General features: G+C 71.6%; 29 protein-coding genes and 2 tRNA genes. 13 read left to right on the top strand and 18 right to left on the bottom strand.

The features are described from left to right. Nucleotides 1-342 carry a helix-turn-helix domain-containing protein gene (locus RIN75_RS17575; protein WP_309113014.1) on the top strand — a complete coding sequence of 114 codons (342 nt, stop codon included), beginning with the start codon at nt 1-3 and terminating at the stop codon, nt 340-342. Here the strand turns inward: RIN75_RS17575 and RIN75_RS17580 are convergent. Next, on the bottom strand, nt 332-712 hold the full coding sequence (locus RIN75_RS17580) for a helix-turn-helix domain-containing protein (RefSeq protein WP_309113015.1): 381 nt from the start codon (nt 710-712) through the stop codon (nt 332-334). The genes RIN75_RS17575 and RIN75_RS17580 overlap by 11 nt on opposite strands. 86 nt (nt 713-798) lie before the next feature. On the opposite strand from RIN75_RS17580, the gene RIN75_RS17585 reads away from it, so the two are divergent. After that, nucleotides 799-1,614, top strand: coding sequence for an NAD(P)H-binding protein (locus RIN75_RS17585; protein WP_309113016.1), 816 nt, complete (start codon nt 799-801; stop codon nt 1,612-1,614). A gap of 71 nt (nt 1,615-1,685) precedes the next feature. Here the strand turns inward: RIN75_RS17585 and RIN75_RS17590 are convergent. From RIN75_RS17590 to RIN75_RS17600, 3 genes are all read right to left on the bottom strand, one after another. Next, nucleotides 1,686-1,763: transfer RNA gene (locus RIN75_RS17590), tRNA-Ile, on the bottom strand. An 85-nt stretch (nt 1,764-1,848) separates the two neighbouring features. After that, nucleotides 1,849-2,694, bottom strand: coding sequence for an oxygenase MpaB family protein (locus RIN75_RS17595; protein ID WP_309113017.1), 846 nt, complete (start codon nt 2,692-2,694; stop codon nt 1,849-1,851). 119 nt (nt 2,695-2,813) lie between these two features. Continuing rightward, a tRNA-Asn gene (locus RIN75_RS17600) sits at nt 2,814-2,885 on the bottom strand. Between the two features lie 137 nt (nt 2,886-3,022). On the opposite strand from RIN75_RS17600, the gene RIN75_RS17605 reads away from it, so the two are divergent. Next, complete coding sequence (locus tag RIN75_RS17605) at nt 3,023-3,256, top strand: hypothetical protein (RefSeq protein WP_309113018.1); 234 nt, start codon at nt 3,023-3,025, stop codon at nt 3,254-3,256. Between the two features lie 76 nt (nt 3,257-3,332). Here RIN75_RS17605 and RIN75_RS17610 read toward each other — a convergent pair whose 3' ends face one another. The 3 genes from RIN75_RS17610 to dnaG form a co-directional block, all read right to left on the bottom strand. Further along, complete coding sequence (locus RIN75_RS17610) at nt 3,333-4,073, bottom strand: trans-aconitate 2-methyltransferase (RefSeq protein ID WP_309113019.1); 741 nt, start codon at nt 4,071-4,073, stop codon at nt 3,333-3,335. 123 nt (nt 4,074-4,196) lie between these two features. Then, entirely contained in the window at nt 4,197-4,709 is a 513-nt protein-coding gene (locus RIN75_RS17615; RefSeq protein WP_309113020.1) for a hypothetical protein, read from the bottom strand. Further along, nucleotides 4,706-6,598: a DNA primase gene (gene dnaG, locus RIN75_RS17620; RefSeq protein ID WP_309113021.1), complete on the bottom strand. Its 1,893-nt coding sequence runs from the start codon at nt 6,596-6,598 to the stop codon at nt 4,706-4,708. The genes RIN75_RS17615 and dnaG overlap by 4 nt, the downstream gene beginning before the upstream one ends. A 34-nt stretch (nt 6,599-6,632) precedes the next feature. Between dnaG and sigJ the strand changes: the two genes are divergently transcribed. After that, the gene (gene sigJ / locus RIN75_RS17625) at nt 6,633-7,523 is read left to right on the top strand and encodes an RNA polymerase sigma factor SigJ (protein WP_309113022.1); all 891 of its coding nucleotides are present in this window, start codon (nt 6,633-6,635) and stop codon (nt 7,521-7,523) included. Here sigJ and RIN75_RS17630 read toward each other — a convergent pair. Next, nucleotides 7,520-8,086: a carboxymuconolactone decarboxylase family protein gene (locus tag RIN75_RS17630; protein ID WP_309113023.1), complete on the bottom strand. Its 567-nt coding sequence runs from the start codon at nt 8,084-8,086 to the stop codon at nt 7,520-7,522. The genes sigJ and RIN75_RS17630 overlap by 4 nt on opposite strands. Nucleotides 8,087-8,193: 107 nt before the next feature. Between RIN75_RS17630 and RIN75_RS17635 the strand changes: the two genes are divergently transcribed. Beyond that, nucleotides 8,194-8,400: a hypothetical protein gene (locus RIN75_RS17635; protein ID WP_309113024.1), complete on the top strand. Its 207-nt coding sequence runs from the start codon at nt 8,194-8,196 to the stop codon at nt 8,398-8,400. On the opposite strand, the gene RIN75_RS17640 is transcribed toward RIN75_RS17635, so the two are convergent. The 4 genes from RIN75_RS17640 to RIN75_RS17655 form a co-directional block, all read right to left on the bottom strand. After that, the gene (locus RIN75_RS17640) at nt 8,370-9,416 is read right to left on the bottom strand and encodes a serpin family protein (RefSeq protein ID WP_309113025.1); all 1,047 of its coding nucleotides are present in this window, start codon (nt 9,414-9,416) and stop codon (nt 8,370-8,372) included. The genes RIN75_RS17635 and RIN75_RS17640 overlap by 31 nt on opposite strands. Further along, on the bottom strand, nt 9,395-9,640 hold the full coding sequence (locus tag RIN75_RS17645; RefSeq protein ID WP_309113026.1) for a hypothetical protein: 246 nt from the start codon (nt 9,638-9,640) through the stop codon (nt 9,395-9,397). Before RIN75_RS17645 ends, RIN75_RS17640 begins: the two co-directional genes overlap by 22 nt. A gap of 48 nt (nt 9,641-9,688) precedes the next feature. Then, the gene (locus RIN75_RS17650; protein WP_309113027.1) at nt 9,689-10,933 is read right to left on the bottom strand and encodes a deoxyguanosinetriphosphate triphosphohydrolase; all 1,245 of its coding nucleotides are present in this window, start codon (nt 10,931-10,933) and stop codon (nt 9,689-9,691) included. 540 nt (nt 10,934-11,473) lie between these two features. Continuing rightward, complete coding sequence (locus RIN75_RS17655; RefSeq protein ID WP_309113028.1) at nt 11,474-12,112, bottom strand: YdcF family protein; 639 nt, start codon at nt 12,110-12,112, stop codon at nt 11,474-11,476. Between the two features lie 47 nt (nt 12,113-12,159). Between RIN75_RS17655 and RIN75_RS17660 the strand changes: the two genes are divergently transcribed. Next, complete coding sequence (locus RIN75_RS17660; protein ID WP_309113029.1) at nt 12,160-12,885, top strand: peptidase E; 726 nt, start codon at nt 12,160-12,162, stop codon at nt 12,883-12,885. A gap of 94 nt (nt 12,886-12,979) precedes the next feature. Then, nucleotides 12,980-13,744 carry a serine hydrolase gene (locus tag RIN75_RS17665; protein WP_309113030.1) on the top strand — a complete coding sequence of 255 codons (765 nt, stop codon included), beginning with the start codon at nt 12,980-12,982 and terminating at the stop codon, nt 13,742-13,744. 317 nt (nt 13,745-14,061) lie between these two features. Here the strand turns inward: RIN75_RS17665 and RIN75_RS17670 are convergent, their stop codons facing one another. From RIN75_RS17670 to RIN75_RS17685, 4 genes are all read right to left on the bottom strand, one after another. Next, complete coding sequence (locus RIN75_RS17670) at nt 14,062-15,489, bottom strand: SulP family inorganic anion transporter (protein WP_309113048.1); 1,428 nt, start codon at nt 15,487-15,489, stop codon at nt 14,062-14,064. Then, on the bottom strand, nt 15,489-15,989 hold the full coding sequence (locus tag RIN75_RS17675) for a carbonic anhydrase (RefSeq protein ID WP_309113031.1): 501 nt from the start codon (nt 15,987-15,989) through the stop codon (nt 15,489-15,491). The genes RIN75_RS17670 and RIN75_RS17675 overlap by 1 nt, the downstream gene beginning before the upstream one ends. Nucleotides 15,990-16,152: 163 nt before the next feature. Next, complete coding sequence (locus RIN75_RS17680; protein WP_309113032.1) at nt 16,153-16,497, bottom strand: hypothetical protein; 345 nt, start codon at nt 16,495-16,497, stop codon at nt 16,153-16,155. A gap of 155 nt (nt 16,498-16,652) precedes the next feature. After that, nucleotides 16,653-17,084, bottom strand: coding sequence for an anthrone oxygenase family protein (locus RIN75_RS17685; protein ID WP_309113033.1), 432 nt, complete (start codon nt 17,082-17,084; stop codon nt 16,653-16,655). A gap of 81 nt (nt 17,085-17,165) precedes the next feature. Between RIN75_RS17685 and RIN75_RS17690 the strand changes: the two genes are divergently transcribed. Both RIN75_RS17690 and RIN75_RS17695 read left to right on the top strand, forming a co-directional pair. Then, the gene (locus tag RIN75_RS17690) at nt 17,166-18,092 is read left to right on the top strand and encodes an AraC family transcriptional regulator (RefSeq protein WP_309113034.1); all 927 of its coding nucleotides are present in this window, start codon (nt 17,166-17,168) and stop codon (nt 18,090-18,092) included. A gap of 93 nt (nt 18,093-18,185) precedes the next feature. Beyond that, nucleotides 18,186-18,323 carry a hypothetical protein gene (locus tag RIN75_RS17695; protein WP_309113035.1) on the top strand — a complete coding sequence of 46 codons (138 nt, stop codon included), beginning with the start codon at nt 18,186-18,188 and terminating at the stop codon, nt 18,321-18,323. 6 nt (nt 18,324-18,329) lie between these two features. Here RIN75_RS17695 and RIN75_RS17700 read toward each other — a convergent pair whose 3' ends face one another. Then, nucleotides 18,330-19,715, bottom strand: coding sequence for a glycine--tRNA ligase (locus RIN75_RS17700; protein WP_309113036.1), 1,386 nt, complete (start codon nt 19,713-19,715; stop codon nt 18,330-18,332). A 104-nt stretch (nt 19,716-19,819) separates the two neighbouring features. On the opposite strand from RIN75_RS17700, the gene RIN75_RS17705 reads away from it, so the two are divergent. Next, on the top strand, nt 19,820-20,668 hold the full coding sequence (locus RIN75_RS17705) for a tetratricopeptide repeat protein (protein WP_309113037.1): 849 nt from the start codon (nt 19,820-19,822) through the stop codon (nt 20,666-20,668). On the opposite strand, the gene RIN75_RS17710 is transcribed toward RIN75_RS17705, so the two are convergent. Further along, nucleotides 20,628-21,005, bottom strand: a complete 378-nt coding sequence (locus RIN75_RS17710) for an antibiotic biosynthesis monooxygenase family protein (RefSeq protein WP_309113038.1) — start codon at nt 21,003-21,005, stop codon at nt 20,628-20,630. The genes RIN75_RS17705 and RIN75_RS17710 overlap by 41 nt on opposite strands. Nucleotides 21,006-21,022: 17 nt before the next feature. Between RIN75_RS17710 and RIN75_RS17715 the strand changes: the two genes are divergently transcribed. The 3 genes from RIN75_RS17715 to RIN75_RS17725 are packed head-to-tail and all read left to right on the top strand — an operon-like array spanning nt 21,023 to nt 22,141. Next, complete coding sequence (locus RIN75_RS17715) at nt 21,023-21,286, top strand: hypothetical protein (RefSeq protein ID WP_309113039.1); 264 nt, start codon at nt 21,023-21,025, stop codon at nt 21,284-21,286. A 43-nt stretch (nt 21,287-21,329) separates the two neighbouring features. Next, the gene (locus RIN75_RS17720) at nt 21,330-21,722 is read left to right on the top strand and encodes an ArsR/SmtB family transcription factor (protein WP_375295975.1); all 393 of its coding nucleotides are present in this window, start codon (nt 21,330-21,332) and stop codon (nt 21,720-21,722) included. Beyond that, complete coding sequence (locus tag RIN75_RS17725; protein ID WP_309113040.1) at nt 21,719-22,141, top strand: Fur family transcriptional regulator; 423 nt, start codon at nt 21,719-21,721, stop codon at nt 22,139-22,141. The genes RIN75_RS17720 and RIN75_RS17725 overlap by 4 nt, the downstream gene beginning before the upstream one ends. Nucleotides 22,142-22,393 lie beyond the last annotated feature (252 nt).

Below are 22,393 nucleotides of genomic sequence, written 5' to 3' on the forward strand. Positions count from 1 at the left end.
GTGGTGCGGAAAAGGCCTTACGTGTGCGGGATCGACGCAGCTCTCGACGTCGTCGGCGGCAAGTGGAAGGTGCTGATCCTGTGGGCGCTGTCCACCGGCAGCAAGCGGTTCGGCGAGGTGAAGCGGGAACTGCCCGGGGTGAGCGTGAAGGTGCTCACCGAGCAGTTGCGGGAGTTGGAAGCCGACGAGATCGTGACGCGGCACGAGTACGACGAAACCGTGCCGCGGGTGGAGTACTCGCTGACCGAGTTCGGCCGTTCCCTCAACGAGGCGCTGGGTCCCTTGGGCGCGTGGGGCACGCGGCACCGCGCCCGTATCGAGTCGTTGCGCGCTAACGCTTGAGTTTGGCGTCGTAGTCCTTGCGCGCCCGCTCGACGGCGTCGAGGTTGACCGACCACTCGGCGATGGTGGCGAACAGCGGTGCCAGGCTGCGCCCGAGGTCGCTGATCTCGTACTCGACGCGCGGCGGCACCTCGGCGTGGTAGGTGCGGATCACGAGGCCGTCCCGCTCCAACTGCCGCAGCCGCTGGGTGAGCACCTTGGGGCTGATGGTGCTGATCCGCCGCTCCAACTCCACGAACCGCTGGCGGCCGTGCTGGTTGAGGGTCCACAGGATCGGCGTGGTCCACCGGCTGAAGACCAGGTCGACCACGGGCGAGATCGGGCAGGCCAACTCGGGCGGGATCTCCTGGCGCAGTGTGTCGGTGCTCACTTCCACCACTACTTTCCTCTAGGTACCTACTAACCCGAGGTTAGTAGCTTCGCTCCCGAAGATCCAGAACATCCGGAGGAGCAGACATGATCGTGGTGACCGGGGCGACCGGCAACGTGGGCCGACCGCTGGTGGAGTCCTTGGTGGCGGCGGGCGAGGAGGTCGTCGCCGTGTCCCGCGGGACCGGCCTGGACGGCGTCCGCCACCACCGCGCGGACCTGGGTTCACCCTCGTCGTTGGCGCCGGCGCTGGCGGGTGCGTCGGCGGTGTTCTTGTTGACCTCGGCCGATTACCTGGGGTCGGGCAGCGCTTTCGACGAGGTGGTGGACGTGGTGCGGGCGGCCGGGGTGCCGCGGGTGGTGCTCCTGTCGTCCCAGGGCGTGGCGACGGGCCGGCACCCGGACGGCATCGAGCAGGCCGTGCGGGCGTCCGGTCTGGAGTGGACGATCCTCCAGCCGGGTGCGTTCTCCAGCAACGCTTTCCAGTGGGCGCAGTCCATCAGCGGGGCGCGCACGGCGTCCGCGCCGTTCGGCGACGTCGCTCTGCCGGTCGTGCACACGTCCGACATCGCCGACGCGGCGGCTGTGGTGTTGCGCGAAGACGGCCACGCCGGCCGTTCGTACGTCCTGACCGGTCCGGCGCCGATCACGCCCCGGGACCAGGTGGCGGCGATCGCGGAGGCCCTGGGCGAGCCGATCGACTTCGTCGAGCTGAGCCGCGTGGAGGCCAAGGCCCAGATGCTGAACTTCATGCCCGAGCCGGTCGTGGAGACCACCCTGAACGTCCTCGGCACCCCGACCCCGCTGGAACAGGCCGTGAACCCGGACGTCGAATCCCTCCTCGGCCGCCCGGCCCGCCCGTTCGCGGACTGGGCACGGCGCAACGTCGTGGCGTTCAAGTAGCCGGTCCGCCGGGACAAGCGGGCGATGCGCCACGCACCGATCGCGGTGCGTGGCGCATCGTGAGTCCTCCGTGGTGGGGCCGGTGGGGTTCGAACCCACGACCTGACGGATTATGAGTCCGCTGCTCTGACCAGCTGAGCTACAGCCCCCTGACGTGCGGTTCAGGAGAGTACAGATCAGCGGTCCCCGCGTCTCAGCAACCCGTCAGCACGTGACCAAGCTGTGTGCGAGCCGCTACGGAGCACCGAGGTCCGACGGGCGGTAGCCGGCGGGATAGCCGGGGTACGTGCGGTTGTCCGGGTCGTTGGTCAGGCGCGGGGTCTTGCGCGGTGGTAGGTGGCGGACGACGCGGGCACGCAGGCGGAGGGTGTGGGCGGCCAGCCGGGGAAGAACGGCGGGTGGTGGGGTGAAGCCGAAGGCGGTGAGCATGCGGTCGTCGAGCATGGCCAGGACGGCCTTCGACGTCCACGCGCGCGGCACGGGGTACCAGGAGCAGAACAGGTCCAGGGTGTGCTGGCCGATCTGGTGGTTGGTCTCGCTGTAGACGAACCGGCTCTCCTCGTACTCCCGCTTGAACGCCCGGAACCCCTCGTACGTCCCCGGCACGTCCCGGACCGCCATCCGCTCGCCCACGGCCCGGTAGAAGTAGTACGCCCCCAACCGCTCCTGCGTCGTCAACGGCCGCCACCCGAACCTGTCCAGCCAGTCGATCGGCTCGTACACGAACGTGGACAGCACGTACTTCATGTCCTCGTTGTCGATGTCGTACCGGCCGTGCAGCCGGTTGACCACCCGCAACGCCTCCTTGCCGCGCGGCGAGTCGTAGCCGTGGTCCACCAGCTCGGCCATGAGCAGGGCCGTGTCGTCGTAGCGCTTCTGCGGCCGTTGCTCGAACTCGCCGGTCTTGGCCAGCAGCCGCGATATCGACGGCACGCAGTAGGTCTTGAACAAAGCCAACTCCAGCGACCGCACGTAGTCCCACGGGAACTCGTAGCCCGCCGACAGCCGCATGATGCGCTGGTGGTCGCGCTCGGGGTCCAGCGACTCGATCAGGCGGCGGTTGGCGAAGCGGTCCGGCATACCCCGGGAGCCTGCCGGCAAAAACCCGGCCGAACGTGTGACAAACGGGTGACGCCGGGGTACCCATGCCCCATGAGACGACGAAACCCCAGGTCAGGAGACCTGGGGCTGCCATCGCGCTCCCCCAACTGGATTCGAACCAGTAACCCTTCGATTAACAGTCGAATGCTCTGCCGTTGAGCTATGGGGGAATGTTCGGTTGTCTCGCCGGGCCTCGTCGGCCTGACAGGACGTAACTCTAGCGCATGCGGAAGAGTGCTTGCGAACACCCCCCTCCCTTTCCGGCAGGATGGGCGTGACCAGGCACGATGGGAGGAGAGGAGACCTCATGAAGGGCATCCTGCTCGGCGCGGCCGTCGGCTACGTCCTGGGCGCCCGGGCCGGCCGGGAGCGGTACGACCAGATCGTCCGCGCGTACCGCGCCCTCGTCGACCACCCGGCGGTCCAGGGTGCGGCCGGGATCGTCCGCGCGAAGGTGAGCGAGAAGACCGGGTTCGGGAAGCCCCGGCAGGCGGCGAACGCCGACGGCCACCGCCGCGACCCGGTGATCCCCCGCGCCTGACGGCCTTCGCGCCCGTTCGACCACCAGTCGAATGCCCGCCGGGCACACCCCCGAGGTGCCCGGCGGGCACGCTTCCTCAGCGGACGTGGGCGACCGCGAAGACCCGCCGGAACGGGAACCACGTCGTGCCGTCCGCCCGCTCGGGGTAGGCCGCGCGCAGCCTCGGCGCCAGGCGCTCCCGGAACTCGGCCCACCCGGCGTCGTCGAGGGCGGCGCGCACCGGCCGCAGGGCGGTGCCGGTGATCCACTCCAGCACCGGGTCCGCGCCGGTCAGCCGCTGGAGGTAGGTCGTCTCCCAGGCGTCCACGTCGGCGGCCTGGAGCACCTGCGCGTACCCGGCCGGGTCGAGCACGGGTGACTTCCGCAACACCACCTGCGGGCACAGCTCTTCCGCCAGCTCCCGCACGATCTCGTGCGACGGCCCCGCGAAGTTCCCCGGCACCTGCATCGCCAGCCACGCCCCGGACGGCAGCTCGGCCACCCACCGCCGCAACAGCTCCTCGTGCCCGGGCACCCACTGCAACACCGCGTTGGTCACCACGACGTCCGTGTCCGGCGCGGGCGACCACGCGGCCACGTCCTCGACCCGCGCGTCCAAGCCGCGTGCCCGGGCCTCGGCCACCATCTCCGGCGACGAGTCCAGCGCCTCGACCACCGCGCCGGACCACCGCTCGGCCAGCGTCACGGTCAGGTTCCCCGGACCGCACCCCAGGTCCACCACCCGACGCGGCGACCACGCCCCGATCCGCGCGACCAGCTCGTGGAACGGTCGCGCGCGGTGGTCGGTGAACGCCAGGTACTCAGCCGGATCCCACATACGAGCCCCCGAATAACAGTACGGACGTACGGACACCGTACGCTCGTACTGCTACCGCCGGCTACCCCAAACGCCAACCCGTCAGCGCGAACCCGTCAGCGCCAACCCGTCAGCGCCAACCCGTCAGCGCTCGCCCTTCAGCGCGGCGATCTTCCGCGCGACCCCCGCCGCGATCGCCCGCAGGTCCTCGGTGTCCGCGCCGGGATCGGGCCGCACCTGCAACACAAGTCCCTCCGCACCGGGCACCTTGCGCTGGACGAACCACGCCCGCAGGTCGTCCCGCCGCTCGCTGACCTTGATCGACCCGGTCACCCGCTGGTGCACGACCTCGGGCACCTTCCCCGGCGACTCCAGCGCGAACCGCACGGCCGGCAGGTCCCGCAGCACCACGGCGTCCCCGGCGTGCCCCTCCTCGACCGCCTCGACCACGCTCAACGCGCCACCGCGCCAGATCGCCTTGCTGACCAGGTGCCACCCGACGCGCCGCGGATCGGGCAGCCACAGCCCCAACGAGGTCGCCACCAGGAACCCGTCACCGACCGCCGCCGACGCCAGCACGTGCTCGTCGGGCAGCAGCGACCCGGTGAACCCGGCCGGCGCACCCGACCCGAACAGCCGCCGCAGCACACCCCTCACAGCCCGCTCACCGCCTGCTCGCCGAGTTCCTTGTGGTAGGCCTCCAACGCGATCAGGTCGCCGAACAGCGCCCGGTACTCGTCGGCCTCCTCGACCGGCGACACCCGCCGCAGCCGCGACTTGATCTCCACGATCTGCGCCGCCACCAGCAGCTGCTGCAACCGGGTCAGCACGCTCTGCACGTACCGGTACTCGTCCTCCGCCCGCACCTGCAACGGCTCGACGGCCAACTCCGTGAGCACCGACCGCACGACCTGCTGGTGGCAGTTGCGGCCCACCGCGTCCACGAACGCCGGACCCGACAGGCCGCCGGACGCGCCGCCCGCCTCCCGGATCGCCTGGTGCAGCGCCAGGTACACGGGGTGGGTGAAGGCCTCGTCGGGCAGCGAGTCGTAGTACGGCCCGGCCATCTCCGGCAGTTGCAGCGCGGACTTCACGGCCTCGCGCTGGTGCCACAGCCGGGGGTCGCGCGGGTCCGGCCGGGTCGGCCCGTCCACCTCGACCGCCAGCGCGCCCTGGTTCGGGTCCACCGGCCGCGGCCGGCCCTTGGACGGGGCACGCCCGTTGGCCACCTCGCGGACCCGCTTGACCACGGTCGCCTCGTCGTCCCAGCCGACCCACCAGGCGAGCTTCGTCGCGTAGCCGTCCCGCTTGGCGCGGTCCTTGATCTGGGCGACGAACGGCACCATCTTCTTCAGCGCCTCGACCCGGCCGTCCACCGAGTCCAGGTCGTAGGCCTGCAACTGGGTCTTGATCGCGAACTCGAACAACGGCGTGCGGCGCGCGACCAGGTCCCGCACGGCGACGTCGCCCTTGGTCTGGCGCAGCTCGCACGGGTCCATGCCGTCCGGCGCGATCGCGATGTAGGTCTGGGCGGAGAACTGCTGCTCGCCCTCGAACGCCTTCAGCGCCGCCTTCTGGCCGGCCGCGTCGCCGTCGAAGGTGAAGATCACCTCGCCGTTGAGGTCGTCGTCGATCAGCAGCCGCCGCAGCACGGTCATGTGGTCCGCGCCGAACGCCGTACCGCACGACGCGACCGCCGTCGGCACGCCCGCCAGGTGCATGGCCATCACGTCGGTGTAGCCCTCGACCACCACGGCCTGCCGGCGCTTGGCGATCTCCCGCTTGGCCAGGTCCAGCCCGAACAGCACCTGGGACTTCTTGTAGATCGGGCTCTCGCTGGTGTTGAGGTACTTGGCCTGGATCGGGTCGTCGTCGAAGATCCGGCGCGCGCCGAAGCCCACGACCTCGCCGCCGAGGTCCCGGATCGGCCACAGCAGCCGGCGGTGGAACCGGTCGATCGGCCCCTGCCGGCCCTCCTTGGTCAACTGCGCCTTGAGCAGCTCGGTCAGCTCGAACCCCCGCCCGAGCAGGTGCTTGGTGAGCTTGTCCCAGCCGCCGGGGGCGAAGCCGCAGCCGAACACCCGCGCGGCGGCCTCGTCGAACCCGCGCTGCGCCAGGAACTCCCGCGCCTGCACGGCCTCCGGGCTCGCGAGCTGCTCGGCGTAGAACTCCGCGGCGGCCCGGTGCGCCTCCAGCAGGCGGGACCGGGTGCCCCGGTCGCGCTGGACGGTCGCCCCGCCGCCCTCGTAGGTCAGCTGGATGCCGGCGCGGTCGGCGAGCCGCTCGACGGCCTCCACGAAGCCGAGGTGCTCGATCTTCATCACGAAGGCGATCACGTCGCCGCCCTCGCCGCAGCCGAAGCAGTGGAACGTGCCGTGCGAGGGGCGGACGTTGAAGCTGGGCGACTTCTCGTCGTGGAACGGGCACAGCCCCTTCAACGCACCACCGCCGGCGCGGCGCAGCGAGACGTGGTCGCCCACCACGTCGTCGATCCGGCTGCGCTCCCGCACCAGCGCGATGTCGCTGTCCCGGATTCGTCCTGCCACGTCGACCGAGTCTAGTGCCGGCAGACTGGCGGTCGTGACAGCCGCCGAAGAGACCCTGGCCGACGACTTCACCGGACACCGGTCGCACCTGGTGGGCGTGGCCTACCGGCTCACGGGCAGCGTCGCGGACGCCGAGGACGCGGTGCAGGATGCCTGGCTCCGGCTGTCCGGACTGCCCGCGCGGGCGCGCGCGGAGATCGCCGACCTGCGGGCGTGGCTGACCACCGTCGTGGGCCGGATCTGCCTTGACCGGCTGCGCTCGGCGGCCGTGCGCCGCGAGAAGTACGTGGGCCAGTGGCTGCCCGAGCCGCTGGTCACGTCCTCGGAGGACGACCCGCTGGACGCCGTGGTCCGCGACGACGGCGTCCGCATGGCCGCGCTGGTCCTGCTGGACAACCTGACCCCGGAGCAGCGGGTGGCGTTCGTCCTGCACGACGCGTTCGGCGTGCCGTTCGACTCGATCGCCGCGACCCTGGGCTGCACGGTGGCCACGGCCCGCCAGCACGCCTCCCGGGGCCGCCGCGCCGCCGCCGTGTCTCCCCCGCCGCCGCGGGTGGCCCTGGACGAGCAGCGGGAGGTCCTGGAGAAGTTCCTGGCGGCCCTGCACAGCGGCGACACCGAAGCCGTGATCGGCCTGCTGCACCCCGACGCGGTCGTGGTCGGCGACGGCGGCGGCAAGGTGCGCACGGCGGTCAACGTGGTCGCCGGCCGGGACAAGGTCGCCAGGTTCCTCCTGGGTCTGCTGCGCAAGTACGACGGTCTGGAGCAGGGCGAGCCGGTCCTGATCAACGGCGACCTGGGCCTGAAGTTCCGCGCCCGGCCCGACATGGCCGCCCGGGTCACCACGGTGGTGATCAAGGACGGCAAGGTGGCCGCGTTCTACGACTTCGCCAACCCGGACAAGCTCAAGCACGTGCAGTTCTAGGGCATGGGGACCTGGCAGGCCTCGCCCGACGTGAAGCCCTGGTCGACGATGCCCAGCGCGGAGTTCATGCGGGCCCGCATGTTCTCCAGGGCGATCAGGTAGGTCAACTCCACCACGCCGTCGTGCCCCAGCCGCCGGTCCAGTTCGGCGACCTGCTCGTCGGTGACCGCGGTCGGCGTTTCGGTCATGGCGTCGACGTAGGCGAGGGCGAGCTTCTCGATCTCCGAGTAGCGGTCGGAGGCGGCGTAGTCGTGGACCTCCTTGAGCCGGTCGACGTCCAGGCCGGCGTGCTTGATCAGCATCTTGCCGAAGTCGACGCACCACGAGCAGCCCAGCTTCACGGCCGTCGCGTAGACCACCAGTTCACGGAGTTCCAGCGGCAGCACCTTCGCCGCGCGCTCGACGCCCATCTCGTGCCAGGCGCCGGCCATCATCAGCTTGCGGTGGTGGGCCGACACCGCTACCGGTTCCGGCACAGCGCCGAACTTGCGCTTGGAGAACCAGTAGACGGCCTTGAGCAGCGGGCCGGCCTGCTTGGTGGTGACCGCGGGAATCCTCGGCATGTCCCCTCCTCGTTCGTGGTCGCGCAGAGGGGACGGGACAGCGGCCGGGAACGTGACACCTTCAGGTGACTGGGTTGGGCGTGACGAAGGGCATAGCGTCGATCCCCATGACCAGCCTCACCCTGGAACTAGACCCCGAAGCCGCCGGCATGCTGGCCGGCACCCTGCTGACCGGCGACTCGTGCGCGGTCGAGGTGCGGCACGGCGAGCGGGGCACCGTCCTGCTGTGCGCGCTGCCCGGTCGGGGCGGGGAGGGGATGCGGCTCCAGCTCCGGTTCCCCGATCAGGGTTCGACGACCTGGGCCAGGAAGTAGATCGCGCCGGTCCCCGCGTGCCGCACCAGCAGCAGGTGCGGGCGGTCGACGCGGACCGTCAACGCCGGCGGGTGCTCGACGATCGAGGTCAGGCGCATCATCACGGCGGTCGCGGCGGCGCCTTCGAAGCCCTGCTCGTCCACGCGCAGCACGGCTTCGTGCACGACCTCGTCCACGCACAGGCGCGGGTCGGGGCTCAGGCCGGTGAGGTCGGCGGCGGGGGTGAACACGGTCCGCACGCCGGTGTCGCGCAGCGCGTCGCCGAGGGTGGTGCCGACCTTGAGGTCGAGCTTGGGCAGGAACAGCTCGATCCGCCGCGACTCCAAGGCGTCGAGCACGTCCGGCACGCCATCGGTCGCTCCCAGTTCGGCGGCGGGCAGCAGCACCACGGCCTCCACTTGGCCGCGCGCGGGCAGCGCCACCGCTTCCCAGGCAGGGGTCCGGGCGTACCGGAGGTCGGCCTCCAGCCGCATGGTCGGCACGTCGCCCTTGTCGTTGAACGGTCGCGGGACGGTGTCGTGCTCCGGGAACTTCTCGGACCAGGCGCACTTGAGGTAGAGGGCGTTCACCAGGGCGGCGACCATGTCCGGTCGCACGGTGCCCGGTTCGAGCAGTTCGGGGATGAGGTCGCGGGTGGTCTCGGCGACGTCGGCGTTGATCAGCCGGCGCGCGCCCTCGGGGTCGGTGTGGAACGGCGCTTCGGCGACCTTCGCGCCCGGCCAGCCGGACAGGTCGACCAGGAAGTCCTCTTCGAGCGGGAGTTCGTCCCACGCCCAGAGGGTGTTGGCGACGGCGAACTCCGCGTCGTCGCCCGGGGTGGAGGCCTGGAGCAGCTTGGCGTTGTCCGGCCCGAGGAGGGCGGTGAGTTCGTCCTGCGCCCGGCCGCGCGCGGCGGCGGCGAGCAGGCCGAGCGCGCTGGCCACCGAGTACGGCGACCAGCACGCGTTGTGCTGCCGATCGGGCGCGATGGCGTCGTGGAGCCGGAGGGCGAACGTCAGGTGCGCTCGATCAGGCACTGGGTCTCCTTCACCGCTATGGGGTCGTCCGGGATCGGACGCTCACCCGCACCGCTCATCGGTCCGAGCGGGCGGGGGTGGCGGGGTTCGCGAACGCCCGCCGACCCGTCGTCGGGATCGTCCCACCACGGGTCCTCCGGGAAGTCTCCCGCGTAGACGGGATCCCGGCTCGGTCTGCGCCACGGCCACGGACGGCCTGGCGGTCGCTTCGACTCCTCGGCCATGCCCCCGAGTGTGCCACCCGTCACACCTCCGTGGTCGAGCTTTGGTGGTCAGTTGCACTGGGCGGCGTGCCAGGCGATGGCCTGCGCATCCGTCAACAACGCGACCTGATCCACGACCACCCGCAGCCGGGCACCGTCGTCCCCCGCACTCTTCCACGCGGGCAGGAATGCCGGATCGAGCGCGTCGGGCGCCCGCTCCATCAACCGCGCCACCAACTCGGTGACCACTTCCCGTTGCCGCTCCTGCATCTTCAACCGCTGCGGGTCGCTCATCACGTACCGCACCGCGACCGCCTTGAGCAGCGCCACCTCCGCCGCGACGAGCTCGGGAACCACCAGGTCGGCGTCGTAACGCGACAACGGCCCGTCCCCGTGCTCCTCCCGCGTCGCCCCCACCGCCGCCGACGCGAACCGCCCGACGAGTTCGCTGGTGAGCCGTTTCAACGCGACCTGCGCCTTGAGCGACCCGTCGTAGTCGGTGAGGTCGGCGATCACCGGCAGGGTCAGCAGTTCGGCCGCCGCGGCCTCCAGCGCGGACACCGACTCGTCCGAGAAGTGCTTGGCCGCCAACTCCGCGATCGCTGCCCGTTCCTCGGGATCGCCAAGGGAGGAAAGGGAAATCCGGTGGGCAAGCACCCCGTCCTCGACGTCGTGGACGGAGTAGGCGACGTCGTCCGCCCAGTCCATCACCTGCGCTTCAAGGCACCGCCGCCCGTCCGGCGCGCCTTCCCGGACCCAGGCGAACACGGCGAGATCGTCTTCGTAGACCCCGAACTTGACCTGTCCCGCCCGCCGCGGCCAGGGGTACTTGGTCGCGGCGTCGAGGCAGGCGCGGGTGAGGTTGAGCCCCTTGTCCGTCTTGGGTTCCAGCCGCGTGAGGATGCGGAGGGTCTGCGCGTTGCCCTCGAACCCGCCGCAGTCGCCGGCGAGTTCGTTCAAGGCGCGCTCCCCGTTGTGCCCGAACGGCGGGTGCCCGATGTCGTGCGCCAGGCCCGCGGTGTCGACGACGTCGGGATCACACCCGAGTTCCTCGCCGATGCCCCGCCCGATCTGGGCCACTTCGAGCGAGTGCGTCAGCCGAGTCCGCGGCACACCCGTGACCTCGGCCCCCTCGCCGGGCCCGACGACCTGCGTCTTCCCGGCGAGCCGACGCAGGGCGGCCGAGTGCAGGACGCGCGCACGATCACGCGAGAACGGCGAGCGGCGCTCACCCCGGACTCCCGGCACGGCGGCCTGCTTCGGCGGCTCCGGCAGCAGACGGGCGAAGTCGTGACCGCTGTAACCGCCGCTCATTCATCCAGAGTAAGCCGCACCCCCAGCCTCCACACCCAACCCACGCACTACCGGCCCGCTCCCCCGCGACCTGGGCCACACCCGCCACCCGCGGCGCGCCCCCGCCCCGACCCGCGCCCGACTCACCCAAGCCGCCCCCGGCACACCCACCCACGCCCGACCCGCCCGGCACATGCAAACCGCGCGCGGCACACCCGAACCGCGCCCGACCCGCCCGAACCGCGCCCGGCACACCTGGGCCGCGCCGACCACCACACCGGCCCGGTCCGCCGCGCGCGCTCACCTTCCCCGCCACACCGGACCCGCTCCGCTAGCCCGGCCACACCCGGCACACCAGTCCGCTCAAGTCCCCGGGATCGCTCCCCGGGATCGCCCGGGTCCCCCGGATCGCAGCGGCGACAGGGCCGGGGTTCCGGGGCGTGCCGGCCGTGATCCCGCGCTCCTCGTTTACGGGACGCGCGGCGGGGCGATCGGTTTCAGATCCCGCATGTCACACGATCGGGTACTGCTCCTGACCAGCCCGAACGCCCGCCCCACCCGTTATAGCGTGATCCCGTCGAACACGTCCACCGGAGCCTTCATCAGGTGGTAGTACAACAACGCCCCGGTCTCCCGGCGGATGTAAAAAAGCTGCGTCTCGCGCGTCTGCACGTTCGGCCCGCTGCGCGTCGGCGAGGTCCACGCGTCCAAACCCTCGTCCTCCGCCATCGTGCGCGCGCGCAGCGAGTGCCAAGGGTCGGACACGATCACGGCCGTCTTCAGCGACTTCGCCCGCGCCTGACCGGCCAACGCCCGGATGCTGCCCAGCGTGTCCGTGCCCTCCCCGACCTCGAGGATCCGGTCACCCGGCACGCCCTGCGCCTCCAGCCACAGCCGGCCGGCCTGCCCCTCCGTGTAGTTGTCCCCGGGCTGCCGCCCGCCGGTCGTCGCGATGAACTTGACGACCCCCTGCTGGAACAACCGCCGCGCGTGCTCCAGCCGCGCCTCGAGGACCTCCGACGGCACACCGTTGTACTGCGCCGCCCCCAGCACCACCGCCATGTCGGCGTGCGTCCGGTCGTCCTCGCGGGCCACCTGCCAGACGCGGAACGCCGTACCACCCACGACGAGGAACCCGACCACCAAGGCGCCGATGACGGTGCGCTGGACCAAGCGGCGGAGTCGGGCCAGGAAGGTCACGCCGACGATGATTCCACACCCGAACGTGTGCCTGCGAGGATCGCGGAATGCCCGCAGAGCAGCCCACGATCCTCGCCACCTCCGGCGGATACCGCGCCGGCCTCCGCAGCAACCTCGAGTTCGCTCCCCTGGTCCGCGAAGCCGTCGAACTGTCCGGGGCGACCAAGCCCAGGTTGTGCCACGTCGGCACCGCCTACGGCGACCAGCGGTGGTTCAACGCGGACGTCTCCGAAGCCGGCCGGATCGCCGGGTGGGAGGTCAGCCACCTCAACCTGTTCACCATGCCGCCGACCGACGACATCGCCGGGTTCCTGCTGGAGCACGACGTGGTCTGGGTCGGCGGCGGGTCGGTCGCGAACCTCCTCGCCGTCTGGCGGGTGCACGGCGTGGGCGACGCCATGCGGCAGGCGTGGGAGGCGGGCGTGGTGCTCGGCGGGGTGTCCGCCGGGTCGATCTGCTGGCACTCCGGCGGCGCGACGGACTCGTTCGGGCCCGAGCTGCGGGTCGTCACCAACGGCCTGGGGCTGCTGCCGTACGGCAACGGCGTGCACTACGACTCCGAGGCGCTGCGCCGGCCGACGATCCAGGCCGCGGTCGCGTCCGGTGAGCTGCCGCTGACCTACTGCACCGACGACGGCGCGGGCCTGCTCTACCGGGGCACCGAGATGGTCGAGGCGCTGTCGGAACGGCGCACCGGCGGGGCCTACGTGGTCCGGCGGGACAACTCTTCAGCAACCGCACAGGAGGATTCGCTCGACATCCGCCGGTTGTGAAACGAATTCTGGATACGTGGGAAGACGGTGGCGGTCGGCGCTCGTAGCAGGGGCGTTGCTCTGCGCCGCGGCCTGCACCTCACACCCTGTCGCCATGGCGCCGACCGCGCCCCGCACTCCCGAGTCCACCGCCGCACCGCGCACCGAGCCCGCCACCGCCCCGGACCTCGCGGGCGCGGTGGCGCGGGCGGTGGCCGACACGGGGGCCGTCGACCTGGGACTGGCCGTGCTCGACCTGGACACGGGCGTGCAGACCGGCTCCCGGGCCGACGTGCCGTTCCCGACTGCGTCGTTGAGCAAGCTGGTCGTCGCGGTGGACGTGCTGTCGCGCGGCGACGTGGACGAGGAGGACCGGGACCGACTGCGGCGGGCGTTGAGCGCGAGCGACGACCAGGCCATGAACGCCCTGTGGACGCTGCACGACGGCATGGGCGCGGTGGACCGGGTCGCGGCGCTGGCCGGGTTGACCGAGACGCATGCGCCGGCGGACGCGTCACAGTGGGGTGACGTGGAGATGTCGGCGGCGGACCTGGTGCGGCTGTACCGGTACGCGCTCACCGCGCTGCCCGAGGCGGAGCGGGACTTCTTCGTGGCCGCGCTGTCGGCCGCGCCGCAGACCGCCGCGGACGGGTTCGAGCAGGACTTCGGGCTGCTGGCGCCGGGACTCGGGGCGTACGCGAAGCAGGGGTGGATGTGGTACCACCCGGCGGAGCTGTACCTGCACAGCGCGGGTGTGGTGGCGGGGCGGTACGCGGTGGCGCTGCTGTCGGTGCACAGCGGGGTTGACGAGGGTGCGGCGCGGGAGGAGCTGTCGGCCGTGGCGAAGGCCCTGGTCACGACCTTGGTGCCGCACAGCTGACGGACCTTTGGCGGCCTCCGGCCCCCGATGTCCATCGTCCCACGGGGTACCGACAAAACCGGGCGTCGACGCTGCGGGATGCGGCGGCAGGCCACGCGGGGGCCACGCGGGGGCGGGCGACGTGGGCGCGCGGCTGGGCACCAAGGCCGCGCGGCTGGGCACCAGGGCCGCGCGGCGCGACGAGGCCGCGAGGCGCGACCCGGCGGCGAGGCGCTGGCGCGGCGGCGAGGCGCTGGCGTGGGCGCGCGGCGCGGAGCCGGCGTGGGCGCGCGGGCGGCCGAGTCCCGGGGCGGCGGTGCCCGGGACTCGGGTTGGGGCTACAGGCGGATCAGGTCGACCGTTCGGCCGGCTGTTCGGTGAGCCTCCGCCCACTGCTCGATCGCCTGCCGGCAAGCCTGGTCGAGGTGGCGCAGGCCGCTGAGGTCCACGCGGACGTGCTTGGTCAGCGGCAGCGCCTCCAAGGTGTCCAGCAGCCGGGGCAGGCGGAGGAACGTCGCGTTGCCGCGCAGTTCCACGTGCTCGTGGTCCTGGCCGTCCGGGGTCACCGTGACAGTCAGGCGGGACACGTCCCACGCCGTCTTCACCACGGCCGCCAGCAGGCCCGCGAGGGTGCCGGTGAGCAGGTCGGTCACCACGATCAGGCCGGCGGTCAAAACAAGGACAGCGGCCTCGGCGCGGTCGGTCCTGGCCAGGGCCAGCACGCGACCCGGTTCGAGCAGCTTCCACCCCGCCTGCACCAGGATCGCCGCCAGCACCGCCACCGGCACGAACGACAGGACACCCGGCAGCGCCACCACGAACACCAGCAGCCACACCCCGTGCAGCACGCGGGACGCCTTGGTCCGCGCGCCCGCCTGGACGTTGGCCGAGCTGCGCACGATCACGGCCGTCATGGGCAGCGCGCCCAGCAGGCCGCACACCGTGTTCCCGACACCCTGCGCGACGAGTTCGTGGTTGTACCGCGTCCGCGGCCCGTTGTGCATCCGGTCCACGGCCGCCGCGCTGAACAGGCTCTCCGCCGAGGCGACCAGGGCGATGGTCACCATCGCGCCCAGCACGCCCGCGTCGATCAGCGAGAAGTCGACCACCCGGATGACGTCGGACAGCGACCCGACCTGGATGCGCGGCACGGGCAGCAGCACGCCGATCGCGCTGGTCACGACCACGGCCACCAGGATGCCGGGCACCTTGCGGAACCGGGTGCGCTGCCACAGCGCGGCCACCACCAGCGTCAACACGCCGAGGACCACGGCGTACGGCGAGGCGGCCAGTAACAAACCGGGCAGGCCGGCGAACTTCTCCGCCGTGCTGACCGGCACCGACGCCCCGGCGAACGGGTAGAGCTGGCCGAGCACCAGCACCAGGCCGATGCCCGCGAGCATGCCCTGCACGACCGAGGGCGAGATGGCTCTGAACCAGCGCCCGAGCCGCAGCAGGCCCATCAGGACCTGCAACAGGCCCGCGCCCAGGACGATGACGCCCAGCGCGTCGAGCCCGTGCGCGGCCACCGTGTCGGCGACCAGCACCGTCAGACCCGCGGCGGGGCCGCTGACCTGCAACGAGCTGCCGGGCAGCAGGCCGACGACGATGCCGCCGACCACGCCGGTGACGATCCCGAGTTCGGCCGGGACGCCGGAGGCCACGGCGATGCCGACGCACAGCGGGAGCGCCACGAGGAAGACGACCAGCGAAGCGCCGACGTCGGGCCAGTAGGAGGACGTGCGTCGTCCGGTGTGCATGATCATCACGCCAAGGTCTCCTCGAGCGGCTGGAAGCGGTCGGCGCCGCACAGCGAGACCTCGCCGGTCTCGATGTCGTAGAACCAGCCGTGCGTGCGCAGGTCGCCGGCGAGGACGCGGTCCCGCACGAACGGGTAGTCCTCCAGCTTGCGCAGTTGGGCCAGCACGTGCTCGCGGCCCTCCTCGCGCAGGCCCGGTGTGGGCGCGCTGGTGCGGAACGGCGCGTGCGTGGCGAGCCAGCGCGCCATGGTGGGCAGGTGGGACAGGGCGTGCCGGTCGGCGTGCAGCGCGGCCACCGCGCCGCAGTGCGAGTGACCGCACACGACGATTTCGGAAACGCCGAGTTGCACCACGGCGAATTCAACGGTGGCCATCTCCGCGGACGCCGCGTGCGGGTCGAACGCGGGGATGACGTTGCCCGCCGTGCGCAGCTCGAACAGGCTGCCCGGCTCGGCGCCGGTGATGGCGGACGGGACGATGCGCGAATCCGCGCAGGTGATGAACAAAGCGGTCGGTGACTGGCCGGCCGCGAGTCTGCGCCCCGTTTCCGGGGAACGCCGTTGCGCATGTGTCCGGGCGTGCTGAACTAGGTGACGGAATTCCACGGGAATCCTCACTGGTCAGTAGTGGCTTGGGATGCGGTTGTGCGAGCGCGGTGGAGCGGTGGGATCAGTTCCGGAACACCTGGAGGACCGGCGGTGTCAGCCGGGTGTGCAAGTGGTCGACCGCGTCGGCGCGCGGCCCCGGACGGGTGAGCGGGACCGGCGCGCGGCCGGTGGGTGCGCGGTCGGGCGCGGCGGGGCGCTGGGCCGAACCGGGGCGCTGGGTCGAGGACGCGCAGGTGCGGGGCTCGGGAGCCGAGCGGCACTCGCGATTGGGGTCCTCTTCGGACGGGGCCGGCATCGCCGCGACCGGGTGGTGCCCGGCCAGCACCAGCGGGACCGGGCCGGTCGGCGACGGGGTCAGGACAGCGAGGAGCGCCAGCAGTGCGGCGAAGACCGCGACACGCTTCATGACACCCCCCGATGAGTCGCTGCTACCAGTTTCACAGCGAGGGGTGACATGCGCGTTAATGGCGGACGGGCTTCGTCAGCTGGAGCAGGACATTCACTCTTATGACCGTGACGCAGGTCATTCGTGGATATGAAAACTACTCAGCGTGACGCCGATCAGAGCTGGGTCGCCGCGATGGTGAACGCCACCGCCGCACCCAGGCAAGCGATCGCTCGAACGTGGTTGGCGGGCACCCATTCCTTGAGGTATCGCGCCCAATACTCGATCGTGCCGCGTTCTTCAAGCGCATTGTTGCGCGGAACGTGGTAAGCGGCAGTGAGCACGACGCTGCCCAGTACGTAGAGCGCGGCGCCCACCCATCCCGCGACCGTCCCGCCGAACGCCGCCACCACCGACACCGCCGCCGTGCCGAGGAACGCGGTGAGGAACACCGGGTTGACGACGGCGATGTTGATCGCCCGCATCGCCGCCAGGCCCTCGGCCGGAGTGGCCCGGCGCAGCCCGGGCATGACCATCGCCGAGAACGCGAAGAACACGCCTGCCATGAGTCCGCAGCCCAGGGCCGCGACGATCGTCAAGGTGAACACGAACCTCAGTCAAGTCGACGGCGATGAGACTTTCCATCGCTTATCAGCTCTGATCCATATCAGTCCGTCTACGCTGGGCGGGTGGACGCACTAGCCGGACTCCTGGACGGTCCACGGGCGCGCGGGGCGTTCATCCTGCGCACCGTGCTGGACCCGCCGTGGTCTCTGCGCATCGAGGACCGCGCCCCGCTGTCCGTGGTCGCGTTCGTGCGCGGCTCGGGGTACGTGCTGCCCGACGACGGCGAACCGGTGCCGTTCAACGAGGGCGACGTGGCCGTGATGCGCGGGCCGGACCCGTACACGCTGGCCGGCGACCTCGTCACGCCACCGCAGGCGGTGATCCACCCCGGCGAGATCAGCACCACGCCCGACGGCGCGCGGCTGTGCGAGCAGTGGAACCTGGGCGTGCGGACGTGGGGCGGCAACCCGGACGGGTCGGTGGTGCTCCTGTCGGGCACCTACCAGCTGGACGGCGAGGTGAGCCGCCGCCTGCTGTCCGTCCTGCCGCCCCTGCTCGTGGCGCCGCCGACGGACCTGCCGCTGGTCCCGCTGCTGTGCGCGGAGGTGACGCGTGACGAGCCCGGTCAGGAGGCCGTGCTGGACCGCCTGCTGGACCTGCTGCTGATCTCGGTCCTGCGCACCTGGCTGTGCCGCCCGGAAGCCGACACACCGGCCTGGTACCGCGCCCACTCCGACCCGGTGGTGGGCCGTGCGCTGCGCTTGCTGCACGCCGACCCGGCGCGCCAGTGGACCGTGGCGTCACTGGCCCGGGCGACGGGGGTGTCCCGGGCCGCTTTGGCCCGGCGATTCACGGAACTCGTCGGCGAGCCACCCATGTCGTACTTGACCGACTGGCGGCTGACCTTGGCGGCCGACCTGCTGCGCGAGCCGTCGGCGACCGTGGCGTCGGTGGCCCGACAGGTCGGCTACAGCACCGCGTTCGCGCTGAGCACCGCGTTCAAGCGGGTGCGCGGCATCAGCCCCTCCGAACACCGCGCCACCGCCTGACCATGCCGGGACGCACGCCGGCCCAGGTCCGCGACTACCAGATCTCGCAGGTGAACCACGCCCTCCGCCGGCCAGAGATGTACGGCGGTGAGAATGCGCTGCACATCCTGCTCCACGCGCAAACCCCGCCTGCCGGAACCCGCCCTGCTCGCGGCGCGCCACGGCAACGGCGACTTCGCCGACCGGTTCGTCTGGACGCCGCTGGGCGCGACCCAGCGCGCCCAGCGGTAGCGAGGCTCAGCAGCCGATCAGGCGGGCCGCCAGGTACGACTCCAGCTGGTCCATCGACACGCGCTCCTGGGACATGGTGTCCCGCTCCCGCACCGTCACCGCGTGGTCGGTCAGGGTGTCGAAGTCGACCGTCACGCAGAACGGGGTGCCGATCTCGTCCTGCCGCCGGTAGCGGCGGCCGATGGCGCCGGCGTCGTCGAACTCGACGTTCCAGTGCTTGCGCAGCGCCTGGGCCAGGTCCTTGGCCTTCGGGGACAGCTCGGCGTTGCGCGACAGCGGCAGCACCGCGGCCTTGACCGGGGCCAAGCGGCGGTCCAGGCGCAGGACGACCCGCTTGTCCACGCCGCCCTTGGCGTTCGGGGCCTCGTCCTCGGTGTAGGCCTCCAGCAGGAACGCCATCATCGGCCGGCCCACGCCCGCCGCCGGCTCGATCACGAACGGCCGGTAGCGGGAGTTCGTCGCCTGGTCGAAGTACGACAGGTCCACGCCCGAGTGGTTCGAGTGGGTCGCCAGGTCGTAGTCGGTGCGGTTGGCGATGCCCTCCAGCTCGCCCCACTCCTGGCCGCCGAACTGGAAGCGGTACTCGATGTCGACGGTGCGCTTCGAGTAGTGCGACAGCTTCTCCGCCGGGTGCTCGTAGTGCCGCAGGTTCTCCTTGGAGATGCCCAGGTCGGTGTACCAGCGGGTGCGCTCGTCGATCCAGTACTGGTGCCATTCCTCGTCGGTGCCCGGCTCGACGAAGAACTCCATCTCCATCTGCTCGAACTCGCGCGTGCGGAAGATGAAGTTGCCCGGCGTGATCTCGTTGCGGAAGCTCTTGCCGATCTGGCCGATGCCGAACGGCGGCTTGCGCCGGGACGTGGTCTGCACGTTCAGGAAGTTGGTGAAGATGCCCTGCGCGGTCTCCGGGCGCAGGTAGTGCAGGCCCTCCTCGGTCTCCACCGGGCCGAGGTGGGTCTTGAGCAGGCCGTTGAACATCTTCGGCTCGGTGTACTGGCCGCGGGTGCCGCAGTTCGGGCACGGCACGTCGGAGACGTCGCCCTCGGCGACCTGCTTGCCGGTGCGCTCGGCGTACTCCTCGACCAGGGTGTCCTGGCGGAACCGCTTGTGGCACGAGTTGCACTCGATCAGCGGGTCCACGAACGCCTCGACGTGCCCGGACGCCACCCACACCTCGCGCGGCAGGATCACCGACGAGTCCAGGCCCACGACGTCCTCGCGGCCCCGCACGACGGTGTTCCACCACTGCCGCTTGATGTTGTCCTTCAGCTCCACGCCGAGCGGGCCGTAGTCCCATGCCGACCTGGTCCCGCCGTAGATCTCGCCGCACGGGTACACGAACCCGCGGCGCTTGCACAGGCTGACGACGGTCTCGATGCGATCGGCTGCCACGGACACTCCATCGAAGGGGCGGGACAATCGGGGCTTGCCAGCCTAGTCCCCGGCCGGTGCGCTCCATCGGGCGACCGGGCCCCACCTGTGCCTACGCTGCGCAGGTGGCGGACGAGTTGCGCGTGATGTGGGACTTCTCCGACCTGCCGGGCACCGAGGCGCGGTTCCGCGCCCGCCTGGCGGAGCCGGTGGCGGACGCGGAGCGGGCCGAGGTGCTGACCCAGCTCGCGCGGGTCGAGGGCCTGCGCGGTGACACCGCGGCCGGGCAGCAGCTGCTGGCCGAGGCGGAGGCGCTGGCCCCGCCGGACTCGGCGGGCCGGGTCCGGGTGTTCCTGGAACGCGGCCGGCTGCTGCGCTCGGCGGGCGCGCCGGAGGAGGCGCTGCCGCTGTTCGTGGCGGCGTTCGTGCTGGCTTCGCACCTGGACGAGGCCTTCCTGGCGGCCGACGCGGCGCACATGGCGGCGCTGGTGGACAACGTCGAGGAGTGGACCGCGCGGGGCGTGGAGATCGCGTCGGCGTCCGACGACCCGCAGGCCCGGTACTGGGTCGGTCCGCTGCTGAACAACCTCGGCTGGGCGCACTACGAGGCCGGGCGGTTCGAGGAGGCGCTGGAGGCGTTCCGGGTCGCGCTGGTGGCGCGCGAGGAGACGTCGGACGAGGTGCACGAGATCGAGATCGCCCGGTACGCGGTCGCCAAGACGCTGCGCGCGCTGGGCCGCCCCGCCGAGGCGGCCGAGCTGATGGGGCACGCGATCGCGGTCAGCCCGCCGGACGGCTGGTTCCACGAGGAACTGGCCGAGGACTACGCGGCGCTGGGCTGGCACACCGAGGCCGCTGAGCAGGCCAACAAGGCGTTGGAGCTGCTCGACGCCCACCAACCACCCGAACGGGTCGACCGGCTGCACGAGCTGGCTAGCGCGGCACCGCCGGCCCCGCCGCCTCTCCCAGCCTGACCGTGCCCGCGTCCGAGGCCAGCAGACTCGTCCTGACCTCGACGGACCCGTCGTCGGCCACCAGCAGCGGCTCGAACGCGGCGGGCTCGGCGGTGGCCTCGGACAGCAGCGGCACGACGTGCTCTCGGACCTCGAACGGCGACAGCGAGCGCCGGTAGGCCACGACCGAGTCGAAGGTGACGGTCAGCACGAACAGGTCCGGCTCGTCCAGCGCCCGGCCCACCTGGCCGCCCCGGCAGCCGGGCTGCGCGCTGAGCAGCTCCAGGGCCCTGGTGGCGCGCTCGGTGAACGCCGGCACGTCGGTTTCGGGGACGGTGAACCTGCACACGAGCAACACGGTGCAAGGATGCCACGGTGGCGGATTTCAAGCGGACCCTGATCCCCGGCCGCGGCCCGTTGGCGAAGGTACCCGCGCCGGCGGTGTTCCTGCTGGTCCTGGCCCTGTTCGGGGCGGGGGTGTGGATTCGCGGGCCGGTGGGCGCGGCGCTGCTCTGGATGCTGGTGGTCGGCGTGGCGGCGCTGCTGGCGGTGACCTGGCGCTACCTGGCGCCGAGCGCCCGCGTGCTGCGCGTGCTGGTGCTCGCGGTGCTCGTGCTCGTCACCCTGTCGGTGGTCTGACCGTAGTATTGGTGCTGAAAATCCATACCACGTGGGAGGCGCCGTGACGGTCGAAGTGCGGAGCGAGCACGTGCACTCCCCCACGCGCGCGGCCCAACCGGTCCCGAACAAGCCCGCGCACACACTCTCCGCCGCCGGTGACCTGCTGCGCGCGCTGGCTGCCCCGGTGCGCATCGCGATCGTGCTGCAACTGCGCGAGTCGGACCGCTGCGTGCACGAGCTGGTGGAGGCGCTGGGCGTCGCGCAGCCGCTGATCAGCCAGCACCTGCGGGTCCTGAAGGCCGCCGGGGTCGTCCACGGGGAGCGCCACGGCCGCGAGGTCGTCTACCGGCTGGTGGACGAACACCTGGCGCACATCGTGGTGGACGCCGTGGCCCATGTCGACGAAGGTCCGCGTGGTATCAACTCAGGAGGACTCGGGACGGAGGAACTGTGACGACGAGCGAGCGCCCCAACACGAACGTGCCGGGGCTGCGGTCCACCAAGCAGCGGACCGCCGTGTCCAAGCTGCTCGACTCGCTGGAGGAGTTCCGCTCGGCCCAGGAGCTGCACGAGGAGCTGCGCAAACGCGGTGAGGGCATCGGCCTGACCACCGTGTACCGGACCCTGCAGTCGCTGGCGGACGCCGGCGAGGTCGACGTCCTGCGCACCGACTCGGGCGAAGCCATCTACCGCCGCTGCTCCGCGCACCACCACCATCACCTGGTGTGCCGGTCTTGCGGCCGGACGGTCGAGGTGGAGGGTCCGGCCGTGGAGAAGTGGGCCGACCGGGTGGCGGCGGAGAACGGGTTCTCCGAGGTCAGCCACACGGTCGAGATCTTCGGCACCTGCGCCGACTGCTCCCACAAGCACTAGCTCCCGCCACACCCGCGTCCCTCGCCGCGCAGCGGCTGCTTTTCGCTTTTCGCTTTTAGCCGCGCTCCGCGCGGCGGGCCGGCTCCCAGCCACGGCGCGGCTTCGGTTCCCCCACCGTATGGCCTGCCCGAAGGGCAATGCCGCTTACTTAAGTGGCAGGATGATCGGCTGGTTGGACGTGTGCGGCCGCTTGAGGGCCAAGGGTCGGGTGGGCGGACTGGGTGGATAAGGTGATGGCGTGGTCTTTGCCTC

This window comes from Saccharothrix sp., from assembly GCF_031180885.1.
Taxonomy (GTDB): Bacteria; Actinomycetota; Actinomycetes; order Mycobacteriales; family Pseudonocardiaceae; genus Actinosynnema.

Excerpts from the sequence above, each read along its gene's own strand:
- RIN75_RS17680 (WP_309113032.1), bottom strand. The coding sequence starts at position 16,497 with ATGAAGCGTGTCGCGGTCTTCGCCGCACTGCTGGCGCTCCTCGCTGTC.
- RIN75_RS17610 (WP_309113019.1), bottom strand. The coding sequence starts at position 4,073 with ATGTGGGATCCGGCTGAGTACCTGGCGTTCACCGACCACCGCGCGCGA.
- RIN75_RS17595 (WP_309113017.1), bottom strand. The coding sequence starts at position 2,694 with ATGCCGGACCGCTTCGCCAACCGCCGCCTGATCGAGTCGCTGGACCCC.
- RIN75_RS17660 (WP_309113029.1), top strand. The coding sequence starts at position 12,160 with ATGCCCGCAGAGCAGCCCACGATCCTCGCCACCTCCGGCGGATACCGC.
- RIN75_RS17665 (WP_309113030.1), top strand. The coding sequence starts at position 12,980 with ATGGCGCCGACCGCGCCCCGCACTCCCGAGTCCACCGCCGCACCGCGC.
- RIN75_RS17695 (WP_309113035.1), top strand. The coding sequence starts at position 18,186 with ATGCGCTGCACATCCTGCTCCACGCGCAAACCCCGCCTGCCGGAACCC.
- RIN75_RS17605 (WP_309113018.1), top strand. The coding sequence starts at position 3,023 with ATGAAGGGCATCCTGCTCGGCGCGGCCGTCGGCTACGTCCTGGGCGCC.
- RIN75_RS17670 (WP_309113048.1), bottom strand. The coding sequence starts at position 15,489 with ATGATCATGCACACCGGACGACGCACGTCCTCCTACTGGCCCGACGTC.
- RIN75_RS17645 (WP_309113026.1), bottom strand. The coding sequence starts at position 9,640 with ATGGCCGAGGAGTCGAAGCGACCGCCAGGCCGTCCGTGGCCGTGGCGC.
- RIN75_RS17650 (WP_309113027.1), bottom strand. The coding sequence starts at position 10,933 with ATGAGCGGCGGTTACAGCGGTCACGACTTCGCCCGTCTGCTGCCGGAG.
- RIN75_RS17635 (WP_309113024.1), top strand. The coding sequence starts at position 8,194 with ATGACCAGCCTCACCCTGGAACTAGACCCCGAAGCCGCCGGCATGCTG.
- RIN75_RS17585 (WP_309113016.1), top strand. The coding sequence starts at position 799 with ATGATCGTGGTGACCGGGGCGACCGGCAACGTGGGCCGACCGCTGGTG.
- RIN75_RS17630 (WP_309113023.1), bottom strand. The coding sequence starts at position 8,086 with ATGCCGAGGATTCCCGCGGTCACCACCAAGCAGGCCGGCCCGCTGCTC.